Genomic DNA, 13,853 nt, shown 5'->3' on the forward strand with positions numbered 1-13,853 from the left:
GCGAGGAATCGGTGAGGGCGCGGCTACGCTCCCACCCGGGGACACCGGACTAAGGAGAGCAATGTCGTTCGAGTACAAGGTCGCGGACCTGAACCTCGCGGACTTCGGCCGCAAGGAGATCACCCTGGCCGAGCACGAGATGCCGGGTCTGATGGCCGTCCGCGAGGAGTTCGGCGCGGCCCAGCCCCTCCAGGGCGCGAAGATCATGGGCAGCCTGCACATGACGATCCAGACCGCCGTACTCATCGAGACCCTCACCGCCCTCGGCGCCGACGTGCGCTGGGTGAGCTGCAACATCTTCTCCACCCAGGACCACGCCGCGGCCGCGGTCGTCGTCGGCAAGGACGGCACGCCGGACGACCCGAAGGGTGTCCCCGTCTTCGCCTGGAAGGGCGAGACGCTCGAGGAGTACTGGTGGTGCACCGAGCAGGCGCTCACCTGGCCCGGTGGTGAAGGTCCGAACATGCTGCTCGACGACGGCGGTGACGCCACGCTGCTCGTACACAAGGGTGCGGAGTACGAGAAGAACGGCGTCGTCCCGGCTCCGGAGACCGCGGACAGCGAGGAGTTCGCGATCGTTCTCCGCCTGCTCCACAACACCTTCGCGACCGACAAGCAGAAGTGGTCGACGATCGCGGGTCGCATCAAGGGCGTCACCGAGGAGACGACGACCGGCGTCCACCGCCTGTACGAGATGGCGAAGGCCGGCACGCTGCTGTTCCCGGCGATCAATGTCAACGACTCGGTGACGAAGTCGAAGTTCGACAACAAGTACGGCATCCGCCACTCGCTGATCGACGGCATCAACCGCGGCACCGACGTCCTCATCGGCGGCAAGGTCGCGGTCGTCTGCGGGTACGGCGACGTCGGCAAGGGCGCGGCCGAGTCGCTCCGCGGCCAGGGCGCGCGCGTCGTCGTCACCGAGGTCGACCCGATCTGCGCGCTGCAGGCGGCGATGGACGGCTTCCAGGTCGCGCTGCTCGAGGATGTCGTGGAGACCGCCGACATCTTCATCACCACGACCGGCAACTTCAACATCATCACCGCCGACGACATGACCCGGATGAAGCACCAGGCGATCGTCGGCAACATCGGGCACTTCGACAACGAGATCGACATGGCCGGACTCGCGAAGGTTCCGGGCATCGAGAAGATCGAGGTCAAGCCGCAGGTCCACAAGTGGGTCTTCCCCGATGGGCACGCGATCCTCGTCCTGTCCGAGGGCCGGCTGCTCAACCTGGGAAACGCGACTGGGCACCCTTCGTTCGTGATGTCGAACAGCTTCACCAACCAGGTGATCGCGCAGCTCGAGCTGTTCACGAAGACCGACGAGTACCCGATCGGCGTGTACGTCCTGCCGAAGCACCTCGACGAGAAGGTCGCCCGCCTCCACCTGCCCGCGCTGGGTGCGAAGCTCACCGAGCTGACCAAGGAGCAGGCCGCCTACATCGGCGTCGACGTGGCGGGTCCGTACAAGCCCGACCACTACCGCTACTGAGCAACCGCTGACGAGAGGGGCACCGCCGGTCGGGGTGCCCCTCTCGTCATGTCAACCCGCGCTTGACGTTGCGCGGAACTCGACCTCCGGGTACTTCGCTGACGGCTTGTCGAGGAGCGGCTCGCGCTGACCCTTCAAGAACCGTTCGAAGAACGCCGTCGTGTAGCGGATCACGATCTGCTGGGAGCGATGGTCGTCGATGTCGCCGAAGTTGGCTTGCCACGCGTCCGGCCCCATCGTTGCGCGGAGGTTCCACTGCTCGGCGCTGCCGCCGAGGTCGACGAAGCGGTAGTGGCCGGCCTGGCGCAGCCGGAGCCATCGATGCCAGCCGTCGAGCTTCGGCAGGACGTCCGCCCAGGTCGGGTCGGGCAGGGTCGTGTGGTGGTACTCGCTGGCCATGATGAGGAACGGTTTCTTCAAGCCGGTCTTGCGTACCGGCCCGACGAACAGCCCGTCGAGGTTGGCTCCCGCACGGATCCGCTTGTCCGCGGCGGTGGCCCAGGCGGCGGTGGCGCCGCCCATCGAGTGGCCGAAGATGCCCACCTCGTCCAGTGCCAGCGAACGGCCGAGGAAGCGCGGCAGCTCCCTTGGCCGACGCTCGAGCTCGTCGAGAACGAACGAGACGTCGCCGACGCGTACGCGCTGCAGCTTGTTCAGCAGCGCGAGGTTCTTGGGGCTCTCGATGTCGCCGCTCGCGGCGCCGCAGAACTCGGGGTCCGACGTACTCGCGACCCGGCCGCCGGGGAACTCGACCTTCCACGCTTCGTACGTACTGCCGATCGCCACGACGACGAACCCGCGGCTCGCCAGCTCCTCGTTGATGGCGGTCGTGTCGGTCCGCGCGGCGCACAGCCCGTGGTACATCAGCACGACCGGATACCGCCCCGGAATCGCCGGCGCGTTCGCCCTGCTGTGTGTCACCGCTTCGCTGAAGCCGCCCGCGGGGACGGGGTAGTACTCCTGCAGTCCGGCGGCTTCGTGTGTAGGCGCGTACGGAGCCTTGGTGCCGACCGGGACGGCTGGATACCAGAGCTGGACCATCAGCTCGCGGTCGCGCGGCGTCGGAGCGAGGTCGTCGGTGCGCTTCTCGTCGACGAGATGGAGTCGGGTCGTGCCGGTCGGGTACGGCCCGGTCGGCTCGGGCAGATAGAGGCGCACGTCAGCGCTTGCACCGGCCGCGGGCGCGGAGACGAGCGCACTGAGCAGGCAGATGACAACGGTCGCCACCGCAAGGGGGCGGAGCTTGGGCTTGGGCTTGCGCATGAGGCCCATTGCAGCATTGGGGCGGATGGTCACAACAGCGGCAAGAGTCGGGGATACCCCCTCCAAAAGTCGTGCCTCCGGTGCGGCCGTTTTGTATGAAGGGCACCTTTGTCCTGGTTCAGGACATCGGAATGGGGTGTCTCAGGTCATCGGTATAGCGTGTCGCGGGTCTTCGGAATGGCCGGCGGCGCACAGGCTGCGCCATGTCGACGCGTCGCCTTGTCATCACCGCTGTTCTGGCTGGTCAGTCCCAGTCGGAGGTCGCCCGCCTTTACAGGGTCTCCCAGGGCTGGATCAGCCGGCTCATGGGTCGCTACCGAGTCGAGGGCGAGGCCGCGTTCGAGCCGCGCTCGCGGGCTCCGAAGACGAGCCCTGGGGCGACCCCACCCCAGACCGTTGAGTTGGTCCTCGAGCTCCGCAAGAAGCTCACCGAGGCCGGTCTGGATGCTGGCGCCGACACCATCGGCCGACACCATCGGCTGGCACCTGCGGCACCATCACCAGGTCATGGTGTCGCGGGCGACGATCAACCGGGTCCTGGGCCGGGCGGGCGCGGTCACACCAGAACCGTCCAAGCGCCCGAAGAGTTCCTACATCCGCTTCGAAGCCGAGCAGCCGAACGAGTGCTGGCAGTCCGACTTCACCCACTACCGGCTCACTCGCCCAGACGGCACCTCAGGCGCCGACACCGAGATCATCACCTGGCTCGACGACTGCTCCCGCTACGCCTTGTCGGTCACCGTGCACTGGCGGGTCACCGGCCCGATCGTGCTCGCCCGGTTCCGCGAAACCGTTGCAGCGCACGGGATTCCGGCATCCACGTTGACCGACAACGGGATGGTGTTCACCACCCGGTTCTCCGGCGGCAAGGGCGGCCGCAACCACCTCGAACACGCGCTCCGAGAGCTGAACATCACCCAGAAGAACGGCAAACCGAACCACCCGCAGACCCAGGGCAAGGTCGAACGCTTCCAGCAGACGATGAAGAAGTGGCTACACGCCCAACCAGCCCAGCCCACCACCATCACCGAGCTGCAGACCCTCCTCGACGCCTTCGTGGCCGAATACAACCAGCGCCGGCCGCACCGCTCCCTGCCCCACCAGGCCACCCCCGCCACGATCTACACCACTCGACCCAAAGCCACCCCCAGCACCGACCGCAGCACCGACTGGCGTGCCTCCCACTTTCCGGACTGCGGACCGCATACGGTCCCGTCTGGAAAGGAGAATTGGTGGTGGCGAGAAGGAAGGGCACGTTCACGCCGGAGTTTCGCGAGGAGGCGGCTCGGCTGGTGGTCGAGAGCGGCCGCCGAATTGCCGATGTCGCGCGTGAAATCGGGGTCGGTGAGACCACTTTGGGCAATTGGGTGAAGGCCTACCGCGAAACGCACGTCGGCGAGGAGTCGCCGTTGGAGTTGTCTGAGCGGGCGCGACTACGGGAACTCGAGCGGAAAGTTCGCGAGCTGGAGATGGAGAACAACTTCCTAAAACGAGCGGCGGCATACTTCGCGAAGGAGCAACGGTGACCAGCAGGTACGAGGTCGTCGATGAGTGTGCTGCCATGGTCGCCGACCACGATTCGGCTGATGCTCCACGAAATGTCCCTAGTGTTCGGAAGATGTGCGGCTGGCTTGGCGTGTCGACATCGGGGTTCTATGAATGGCGGTGTCGGCCGATGAGTGCGACCGTCCGACGGCGCGAGGATCTGAAGGTCAAGATTCGGGCGTTGTTCGACGAGTCCGACGGCACGTACGGATACCGGCGTATCCACGTCGAGCTGGTCGGCGCCGGCGAGCAGGTCGGTGAGGAGCTGGTCCGCGCCCTGATGCGTGAGCTGGGCTTGATGCCCTGCCAGCCGCGTCCGTACAGGGTTACCACGATCCCCGGCGATGTCGACCCGGCCGTCCCGGACTTGGTCCGCCGCGACTTCACCGCCGCGGCACCGGGAACGAAGCTCGTGGGCGATATTACCTACATTCATACCTGGGAAGGGTGGCTCTATCTGGCGACTGTGATCGATTGTTTCAACAAAGAAGTCGTTGGTTATGCTATGGCCGACCACATGCGCGCTCAACTTGTCGCCGACGCGCTCGGCATGGCGGCGCGAAATCACGATCTCGCGGAAGATTGCATTTTCCACTCTGACCGCGGAACGCAATACACCTCTGGTGAGTTCGCGGCCAGGATCGAGGATTTCGCGATGCGCGCCTCGATGGGACGGACCGGGACTTGTTACGATAACGCACTTGCCGAATCGTTCAATTCCACGCTGAAGGTCGAGCGTGTCTATCGCACCGCCTATCCAACACGCAAGAAAGCCCGTGACGACATTGCGACCTACATCGAACTGTTCTACAATCGCCGAAGAATCCACTCAGGAATCGGCTACCGGACTCCCCAGCAAGTCCGCAACGAGTACCTGAATCAGCAGCTCGCAGCATAAACGCCCGCAAACGAAGCGGTCCGGAAAGCGCGGGGCAGCCCAGACCGCAGCACCGACCGCCACAACCGCGTCCGCCGCGACAAGATCGACAAAGCAGGCAGCGTCACCCTGCGCGTCGCCGGCCAGCTCCGTCACATCGGTATCGGCCGAACCTACGCCCGAACAGGCGTCATCCTGCTCGTCCAAGACCTCCACGTCACCGTCATCAACGCCGCCACTGGAGAAATCCTCCGCGACCTCACCATCGACCCACGCCGCGACTACCAACCCACCAGACGACCACACAGACCAGCACCGACAAAGAACTAGCCCAGACCTACACCCTGCAGGTCCGAGCCATTCCGATGTCCCGAGACATCACAGTATGAAGGGCACCTTCATTCGAACCTATTGAATGAAGGTGCCCTTCATTCAAAACAACGGGGTGCGGCGGGGGATGGCGGTTGGTGGCAGTGGGCGGCAGCTGATCGTGGCGAGTCAGGTCGCCAGCGATGGGTCTCGAAACGTGGCGGGCCAGCTCGGCCGGGGAGAGGAGGGGTGCTTTGGATGAAGGTGCCCTTCATCCAAACTGCGGACAGCTCGGGTCGCCGGGGATGGCGACGAAGGGAGCGGAGCGCGGGAGGGTGGCGGAGGTTTGAATGAAGGGCACCTTCATACGAACCTATTGAATGAAGGTGCCCTTCATTCAAGCAGCGGAGAGCTCCCCCGGCAGTGGGGGCGCGGAAGGGGAGTGGGCCGCGAGCTGGTGGACGGGGAGGACAGGCGCGGGGGAGCTGGCGGGGAGTCGATCAGGCGCCACGTCGATCTCGTCCATGCGCCTTTCCGGTCGCGGCGGAGCTAGTCAAGGGCCGCGTAGCGGTCGCGTAGCGACGCTGCCCCGTCTGCGAAGCCGCCGCGGCGCCCTTTACTCGCTCCGCCGCGACCGGACACTGGCGGACGAGATGACGAGGCGGAGCACCCGCTCCCCGGAGAGCGCGCCCGAAGCTCAGCGAGTGGGAAGCGTGCCGAAGCTCGGCGAGTGGGAGGCGCGGGGCCGTCAGCCGACGGTGGGGAGCATGTCTCCGCGATCCCTCGCGCTGATGTCGCCCGTCTCGCCAGCCCGGACAGCTCGGCGGCCGAGGATGAGGACGTACGCGAAGAACGCCACCTCAGCCACCACCCCGATCCCCACCCGACCCCACGTCGGCAACCCAGAAGGCGTCACAAACCCCTCGATAGCCCCCGAAACCAGCAGCACCACAACCAACCCCAAGGCCATGCCGACAGTCGCGCGCCCAGTCTCAGCAAGAGCCTGCATCCGCGTGCGACCCCCAGGGTCGACGACCGTCCACCCCAGCCGCAGCCCAGCCCCGGCAGCGACGAACACAGCGGTCAGCTCGAGCAGCCCATGCGGCGTGATCAGCCCGAAGAAGACGTCCGCCCGGTCGTTCACGACCATCAGCCCGCCGGAGATGCCGACGTTCGCCGCGTTCTGCCACAAGATGTTGACGACCGGCACACACAGCAAAACCCCCAAAACGAGGCTCTGCGCAGCCACCCAGGCGTTGTTCGTCCACACCCCCAGAGCGAACTCAGCAGCCGGCGCCGACGAGTAGTAGTCGGCGAAGTCGTGCTCCACCAGCTGCTGGATCTGCTCAGGAGGAGCGATCTGCGACTGCACATCAGGGCTCGTCCCCACCCAGAAGCCCACAGCCACAGCCACCGCGTAGAACGCCAGCCCAGTCGGGACCCACCACCGCATCGTCCGATACAAAGCCGCCGGGAACGAGACCACGAAGAACCGCGTGACCTCCTGCCAGGCGGGCGTGTGCGCCCCCGTCACGGCAGAACGGGCCCGCGCCACCAACGTCGACAGCCGCCCCACCAGCTGCGCGTCCGGCGCGGTCGAACGGATCACCGACAGGTGGGTGGCGACGCGCTGGTACAGCGTGACGAGCTCGTCCGCCTCGGCTCCGCTCAGCCGCCTGCGGTGGTTGACCAACTCGGCCAACCTGTCCCACTGCGCCTGATGGGCAGCAACGTACGCCTCCAGCTCCACGCTGGCAGACTAGCGTCGTGAGCGAACTGGTGACCGGAGAGGCAGTCGTCCTGGAGCTGCGGCTCGCCCGCCCGGCGACCCGCGCGCTCGCGCTAGGCGTCGACCTGCTGATCGAGGCCGCCATCTTCACCGCGCTGCTGATCCCGGTCGGCCTGACCATCGGCGGCCGGCTGTCCTCGTCGATGGTCACCGCGCTGATCCTGATCGGCATGGTCGGCACGTTCGTCGGCTACAACACCGTGATGGAGACGCTGACCCGCGGCAAGACGGTCGGCAAGTACGCGCTCGGGCTGCGGGTGGTCCGCGACGACGGCGGGCCGGTGCGGTTCCGGCACGCGTTCGTCCGCGCTCTCGCGGGGTTCGTCGTCGACTTCTTCGGGACGTCCGGGGTCGTCGGCTTCACGACCGCGATGATGTCCAGCCGCGGCAAGCGGGTCGGCGACATGCTCGCCGGGACCGTGGTGGTCCGCGAACGAGCGCCGCAGGCGCCCGATCCGCTGCCGGACATCCCGCCGCAGCTGGTGTCGTGGGCCTCGATGGCGGAGCTGTCCCGCGTACCGGACGACCTGGCCCTGTCCACGCGCTCGTTCCTGTCCCGGTACGCCGAGCTCCAGCCCGCGGCACGGGAGGCGCTCGGCGGCCGGCTTGCGGGCACGATGGCGCAGTACGTGTCGCCCCCTCCGCCGCCCGGAACGCCCGCCTGGGCCTACCTCGCCGCGGTGTTGGGCGAACGCAGCCGCCGCGCCTTCGGCCGCGCCCCGCAGCAGCAGGCGGCACCGCCGCAGCCCCCGCCGTTCCAGCCACCACAACCACCACAACCGCCGCCCCAGCAGCAGCCACCCGACAGCGGAGGCTTCGCCGCGCCCCGCTAGCCCCTACCGGTGCAGGCGCGGGTCCAGAGCATCGCGCAGCACGTCCCCCAGCAGGATGAACGCGAGCACCGTCACGCTCAGGAACAACGACGGGAAGACCAGCAGGTGCGGGTACGCCTGGAAGTCGTTCTGCGCCGTCGACAGCTGCAGCCCCCAGGAGATCGCCGGCGACTGCAGCCCGATCCCCAGGAACGTCAGCGCCGCCTCGGCGACGATGACGCCGCCGACCGAGAGCGTCCCGATCACGATCACCGGCGCGATCGCGTTCGGCAGGATGTGCCGCAGCAGCACGCGCACATCCGACGCACCCAGGGCACGAGCCGCGGTGACGTACTCCAGGTCCCGCGTCGCGAGCACGGTCGATCGCATCAGCCGCGTCAACGTCGGCCAGCCGAACATCGCCAACACCAGCGACACCGTCCACACGTTCCGGTTGTCGAAGCTGGTCAGCACGACCAACGCCCCAAGGATGAACGGGAACCCGAAGAACACGTCCGTCAGTCGCGACACCACCACGTCGACCATCCGCCCGTAGAACCCGGCCAGGCTCCCCAGCACGATCGCCAACACCAGGCTGCCCAACGTCACGAGCACGCCGACCGAGATCGACGCGCGCGCCCCGTAGACCACGTTCGCGTAGACATCGCAACCCTGCTTGTCGAAACCGAACGGATGCCCCTCGACAGGCGCCGCCCCGCTGCTCCCCAGATCGCACACCCGCGGGTCGCCGTGCCCGAACCAACCCGCGAACAGACCAGGCACGACGGCCATCAGCACCATCACCGCCACGACGACTCCGGCGAGCCAGAAGATCGGGTTGCGCCGCAGCTGCCGCCACGCGTCGCCGAGGAACGAGGCCCGCCGTTCCGTGTCGGGTTGGAGCGAGGACGTCAGCTCACTCACGACGAATCCTCGGGTCGAGTACGCCGTACAGCACATCCACGGCGAGGTTCGCGAGCAGGAAGATCAGCACGAGCGCGGTCGAAACGCCAACGATCACAGGGCCTTCGTGGACGCGGATCGCGTTGAACAGCAGCTGCCCAACGCCCGGCAGGTTGAAGATGCCCTCGATGATGACCGCGCCGCCGAGCAGGTAGCCGAGCTCGATCGCGAGGTACGTCACCGCGGCGATCAGCGAGTTCCGCAACACGTGGCGCCCGATGACGTACCGCCGCGACAGCCCCTTCGCCAAGGCGGTCTTGACATAGTCGGCGCGGAGATTCTCCAACACCGACGTACGAACGAGCCGCGCCACCGATGCGAGCCCGAACGCGGCGAGGATCAACGCGGGCAGCAGGTACGAACGCGGCCAGCCCTCGTCCACACCCGACACCGGGAAGAGCCCGGCGCGAACGCCCAACAGCAGCTGCGCGGTGTAGCCGAGCACGAAGACCGGGATCGAGATCACCGCGATCGTGAACACCAGCACGACATAGTCGAACACCTTGCCGCGACGCAGCGCCGCGAACACCCCGAGCAGCACGCCGACCACGATCTCGATCAGCCACGCCGTCAACGCCAGCGTGATCGTCACCGGCCAGCGTTCGGCCATCAACGTGGAGACGCTGCGCCCGTTGAAGTCCTCGCCGAGATCGCCGGTCAGCACGTCGCCGAGGTAGCCGACGTACCGCACGAGCACGGGATCGTTCAGGTGATAGCGCTCACGCAGCGCCTCCACGACGCTCTGCGAGAGTGGCTGGTCGCCGGCCATCCCGCGGATCGGGTCGCCGGGCAGAGCGTAGATCGCCAAGAAAATAAGGAGAGTGACACCGAGAAAGATCACGACGAGCTGCAGCAGGCGGCGAACTACGTACCTGCCCATGCTTCGTGGTCAGCCCTTCGCCTCGGCCACGGCCTGCCGGGCGCCGGCGAGAATCGCGGCGAGCTGCACGCCGACCAGGTGCCGGATCGGGATCGGCTCGCCGGCAGTCTCGCCCTCGGCGATCTCCGTCCACGTCTCGAAGACCTCGCTGAGGTGGGCGAACTGGGCCCGGATCCTGGGGGTGCGGTTGCCTGCCGCCAGCTCGGCGCTGAGCGCCGCCAGCAGCATGCCGCCGTAGCGGACGGCGAACATGCGACCGACGTCGATGGCGTGGAAGCGTTCGGCGACCGTGGCGGACCGAGCGTTCTCCGGATCGTCCGCCCGCGTCCGGTCCGCAGCGACGTGGCCCGGCAGACCGGGAACGAACCACTTCAGGGCGCTCAGATAGGGCGAGTCGACCGTGAGGTCGCGCTGGACGGTGTCGAGCACGCCGCCGAGGACACGGTGGACCTCCTCCAGCCCGGACGCCCGCCTGCGGAGGACGTCGGCGTAGGTCAGGTCGCTCGGGGACTCGTCGTTCGCGTCGCGATGGGCCCAGTACGGGACCTCGGTCACGATCGTCAGCGTGCCCCAGCGCTCGGCGTACGACCAGCTCGCGCCGCCGCCGACCCGGTCCGTCGGGTCGTTGCCGACGCTCTGGAGGAAGTCGTAGGTGTCCTCGCCGCGAATCACCTCGTAAACACCGGGGGAGAACTCGGCGACGTACGGCACCTCGGGCTTGCTCGTGTCGATCGGGATGCCGAGCGCCCGCGGAGTGACGTAGAGGTGCTCGTACAGCTCGGGAGTCGGTCGGCTGAGGTAGTAGAAGACGCCACCGTTCTCGCCGTTGTGCAGCGAGGACATGAACACCGGTTTGGTGTCGTCGATCAGCCGCATCAGCGCGAGCGTCTCCGGCATCACCCGGTCGAAGTAGGCGTCCTTGTAGACAAAGGGAAACGTCCACTCGACCTGCTCGTCCGGGGCCGGGCGGTAGAAGTGCCGGCCGTAGTGGCCGCGGGTCATCGGCCCGTTGAACCAGCCCTCGTTCAGCCGGCTTCCGTCCGGGTCGATGCAGCCGATCACGTGCCAGCGCAGGCCGAACGAGCTCCGCAACGCCTCGTCCTGGCAGAGGATCGTCGCGAGGTGCAGGGCGGTCAGGCCGCCGATCGGCTCGTTCGGATGCGGTCCGGCGAACACGACCGCGTCGTTCTCGCCCGCTCCGATCGTCAAGCAGGTCAGCGGATCACCGAGTCGAGACGTACCGACGCGGTGCAACGTGGCGACGTCGGGATGGTCGTCGGCGAGCCGCTGGAACGCCGCGGTCAGCTCGTCGACGGTGGGGAAGTGGTCGAAGTCCGGGACGTCGCTGGCGAGCGCGACGAGATCGAGGTCCAACCGGCGCAACTCCTTCGGTGGTGCGGACGTGGCGTTCTCTTGCATGCGTCTGGTCTGACGTGGCGTCGTGCGAGCCTTGTCTTTTGAGGGCTAACCCGCGACTCGTCCGTCGGCATCGCCGGGCCGTTTTCGGATGTTCACCGCGCTCCTGGTCTGGCGCTACGTCCGTGCGAGTCTTATTTCAGTCAGCTCGATCTGGTCGTGCCCGATCCGTACGTTGTCGACGTTCTTGCTGTAGCCGTAGACGTACTTGGCATAGAAGAGCATCGCGACCGGAAAGTCCTGCATGATCCGCTCTTCGGCCTGCTTGTACAGGTCGACGGCCTCCTCGGGCGACTTCGCCGCGTTGCCGTCGGAGATCAGCTTCTCGACGTCGGGGTTGCTGTAGAAGCCGGAGGTGTGGTTGCCCTCGCCGGTCTTGGTGAACAGCGCGCTGAGGACGTTCTGCGCACTCGGGTAGAGCGAGCCCCAGTGGCCGCGGAATGGGCCCTTGACGGACTTGTCGGACAACGCCTGGAGGTACTGGGTGAAGCCGGGCTGCGCCTTCACGGTGACGTCCGCGATGCCGAGGTTCTGCCTGATCTGGTTGGCGATCGCCTCGAACGTCTGCTCGTAGCCGACCCCGCCCGGGAACCAGATCTCCATCGGTCCCTGCCAGCCGCCGGCCTCAGCGAGCAGCTGCTTGGCGCGGGCGGCGTCGAACGCGCAGAGCTCGGCGCAGGAGTCCGTGGAGCCGCCGATCGTGTTCGGCGACAGGATCGACTTGGCGGGCTCGTACAGGCCGCCGAAGATCGCTTCGTTGACCGCGTCGCGGTCGATCGACAGCGAGATCGCCTCACGGATGCGTACGTCGGAGAATCGCTTGTCCCACAAGGGAAAACCGAGGTAGTCGATGGACGCGGCGTTGAACGCGATGATGCGGCCGGAAAGGTCCTTGTCGGCCTGGCGGTACTTCTCCTGCGGGACGAAGATGACGTCCACGTTGTTCGCCACGAGGTCGGTGTAAGCCGTACCCATCTGGCTGTAGATCTTGAAGACGACGCCGTCGACCTTCGGCTTCGTGCCCTTGTAGCCGTCGTAGCTGGTCATCGCGATCTGCTTGTCGTGCTGCCAGGCGCCGTCCATCTGGAACGGACCGTTGCCGATCGGCTTCTCGTCGTACGCCTTGAGGTCCTTGAACGCGGCCTTCGGCATCGGGTACCAGCCGGGCGAGCTCGGCGTGAGGCGGTAGGGGAACTGGCTGTCCGGGCCCTTCAGCGTGACCTGGATCGTGGTCTCGTCGACGACCTTGACGCCCTCGAGCTTCTCGGTGGCGGGCTTGCCCTTCTCGGGGTTGAGCTTGTCGTACCCGACGACGTTCGAGAGCTGGCCGTTGTTGCCCCAGCCGTTGGGTCCGTACGCGGTCGCGTTCCACGCGTCGGCATAGCTCTGCGCGGTCACGGACTCGCCGTTGTGGAACGTCCAGCCGGGCTTGAACTTGATCGTCCAGGTCGTGTTGTCGGTCGAGGTGACGGACTCGGCCTGAACGTAGGTGAGCTCGTTCTTCTCGTCGAGCTTGACGATCGGGGCGAACAGGGCGTGCATCTGGTCGTACGCGCCGGTCGCCTGGCCCGGCGTGAGGTGGTCGGGCTCGACGCCTCCCACGGAGAACGTCGACGGCTGCTTGTCCCCGTCACCCGATCCGGCGTCACCGCCGCAGGCACTCGCCGCGAGGATCGCGATGCCGGCCAGCATGGCGATGCCTACCCGCTTCAGACTCATGTTGGGCTCTCCTCAAGCTCACCTCTCGACCCCACCAGGTCATCCTTGGTAGCTTGCCGAGCACTGTCAATACAGTAAATGTCGAGTTTTCAGTGTGAACTGAAAGTTACGTGGGCTGGCATTTTGGAGGAAACCCGCGAGTGTTCTGTCCGCGTCGCCTGGCCGGTACAGGGCGTTCACCGCGCTCCTGGTCTGGCGAGGCGACTGGAGGGGATCCATATTTAGGGGCCGGGGAGGCCGATGGCGAAACGCAAGCGGGCTCCGGCTCCAGGCCCGGCGGCCCCTGAGGTCTTGGACGAGGATCGCCGGATGGACCTGGTCGAGGAGCTCGGCGTGATCTGGGCGGCCCGCGGCTCCCCGATGGAGGGCCGCGTGCTCGGCTATCTGATGCTGAGCAACGCGCCCAAGGTGTCCAGCGCCGAGCTGAGCCAGGCGCTGCGGGCGAGCACGGGTTCGATCTCGTCGGCGACCCGGGTGCTGCTGGCGGACGGCTTCATCAAGCGCGTCTCGGTCGCGGGGGAGCGGACCTACTACTTCGCGGTCGAGGACGACATCTGGGGCGCCTTCCTCGCCGGCGAGCGTCCGCATCTGGCCCGCCGCGAGCGCTTCGCCGAGAAGGCCCTCGAGCTGCTGGCCGCCGGCGACGAGGTGCCGAAGCGGCGGTTGGCGTACATGCGGGACTACATGAGCTGGCTGGCGACGTACCACCGGAAGATGCTCGCGGACTGGGAACAGTACAAGCGCGACCGCGACCACGCCTGACGGGGTGTCCAAGACGCGAC

General features: G+C 66.9%; 12 protein-coding genes and 1 pseudogene. 6 read left to right on the forward strand and 7 right to left on the reverse strand.

Annotated elements, in window-relative coordinates; translation table 11 throughout:
• Window positions 1-61: 61 nt before the first annotated feature.
• Window positions 62-1,498 carry an adenosylhomocysteinase gene (gene ahcY, locus JOD67_RS14070; RefSeq protein WP_205117893.1) on the forward strand — a complete coding sequence of 479 codons (1,437 nt, stop codon included), beginning with the start codon at window positions 62-64 and terminating at the stop codon, window positions 1,496-1,498.
• Between the two features lie 51 nt (window positions 1,499-1,549).
• Here the strand turns inward: ahcY and JOD67_RS14075 are convergent, their stop codons facing one another.
• Window positions 1,550-2,761 (reverse strand): alpha/beta hydrolase family protein, encoded by a 1,212-nt coding sequence (locus JOD67_RS14075; protein WP_205117894.1) that lies wholly within the window; start codon window positions 2,759-2,761, stop codon window positions 1,550-1,552.
• 203 nt (window positions 2,762-2,964) lie between these two features.
• On the opposite strand from JOD67_RS14075, the pseudogene JOD67_RS42375 reads away from it, so the two are divergent.
• From JOD67_RS42375 to JOD67_RS14085, 3 genes and pseudogenes are all read left to right on the forward strand, one after another.
• Window positions 2,965-3,066: pseudogene (locus JOD67_RS42375) on the forward strand (hypothetical protein); the annotation flags it as partial.
• A 139-nt stretch (window positions 3,067-3,205) separates the two neighbouring features.
• On the forward strand, window positions 3,206-4,132 hold the full coding sequence (locus JOD67_RS40110) for an integrase core domain-containing protein (protein WP_239553843.1): 927 nt from the start codon (window positions 3,206-3,208) through the stop codon (window positions 4,130-4,132).
• A protein-coding gene (locus JOD67_RS14085) for an IS3 family transposase (protein ID WP_239554848.1) occupies window positions 4,051-5,204 on the forward strand; the annotation gives its coding sequence in 2 pieces (ribosomal slippage) (window positions 4,051-4,252 and window positions 4,252-5,204; 1,155 coding nt in all). Before JOD67_RS40110 ends, JOD67_RS14085 begins: the two co-directional genes overlap by 82 nt.
• Here JOD67_RS14085 and JOD67_RS42380 read toward each other — a convergent pair.
• Entirely contained in the window at window positions 5,136-5,390 is a 255-nt protein-coding gene (locus JOD67_RS42380; protein ID WP_205117895.1) for a hypothetical protein, read from the reverse strand. The two genes, JOD67_RS14085 and JOD67_RS42380, sit on opposite strands and share 69 nt — an antisense overlap.
• Window positions 5,391-6,240: 850 nt before the next feature.
• Window positions 6,241-7,242 carry a stage II sporulation protein M gene (locus tag JOD67_RS14095; protein WP_205117896.1) on the reverse strand — a complete coding sequence of 334 codons (1,002 nt, stop codon included), beginning with the start codon at window positions 7,240-7,242 and terminating at the stop codon, window positions 6,241-6,243.
• Between the two features lie 17 nt (window positions 7,243-7,259).
• On the opposite strand from JOD67_RS14095, the gene JOD67_RS14100 reads away from it, so the two are divergent.
• Window positions 7,260-8,114, forward strand: coding sequence for an RDD family protein (locus JOD67_RS14100; protein ID WP_205117897.1), 855 nt, complete (start codon window positions 7,260-7,262; stop codon window positions 8,112-8,114).
• Between the two features lie 3 nt (window positions 8,115-8,117).
• Here the strand turns inward: JOD67_RS14100 and JOD67_RS14105 are convergent, their stop codons facing one another.
• The 4 genes from JOD67_RS14105 to JOD67_RS14120 form a co-directional block, all read right to left on the reverse strand.
• Window positions 8,118-9,017, reverse strand: coding sequence for an ABC transporter permease (locus tag JOD67_RS14105; RefSeq protein ID WP_205117898.1), 900 nt, complete (start codon window positions 9,015-9,017; stop codon window positions 8,118-8,120).
• A complete protein-coding gene (locus JOD67_RS14110) occupies window positions 9,010-9,936 on the reverse strand; it encodes an ABC transporter permease (RefSeq protein WP_205117899.1) in 927 nt (308 codons plus the stop codon). The genes JOD67_RS14105 and JOD67_RS14110 overlap by 8 nt, the downstream gene beginning before the upstream one ends.
• A gap of 9 nt (window positions 9,937-9,945) precedes the next feature.
• Window positions 9,946-11,355 carry a M14 family zinc carboxypeptidase gene (locus JOD67_RS14115; protein WP_205117900.1) on the reverse strand — a complete coding sequence of 470 codons (1,410 nt, stop codon included), beginning with the start codon at window positions 11,353-11,355 and terminating at the stop codon, window positions 9,946-9,948.
• A gap of 114 nt (window positions 11,356-11,469) precedes the next feature.
• The gene (locus JOD67_RS14120) at window positions 11,470-13,071 is read right to left on the reverse strand and encodes a peptide ABC transporter substrate-binding protein (protein WP_205117901.1); all 1,602 of its coding nucleotides are present in this window, start codon (window positions 13,069-13,071) and stop codon (window positions 11,470-11,472) included.
• Window positions 13,072-13,380: 309 nt separating this feature from the next.
• On the opposite strand from JOD67_RS14120, the gene JOD67_RS14125 reads away from it, so the two are divergent.
• Complete coding sequence (locus tag JOD67_RS14125; RefSeq protein WP_205117902.1) at window positions 13,381-13,833, forward strand: GbsR/MarR family transcriptional regulator; 453 nt, start codon at window positions 13,381-13,383, stop codon at window positions 13,831-13,833.
• Window positions 13,834-13,853 lie beyond the last annotated feature (20 nt).

Source organism: Tenggerimyces flavus, from assembly GCF_016907715.1.
In the GTDB taxonomy this organism is placed as follows: domain Bacteria; phylum Actinomycetota; class Actinomycetes; order Propionibacteriales; family Actinopolymorphaceae; genus Tenggerimyces; species Tenggerimyces flavus.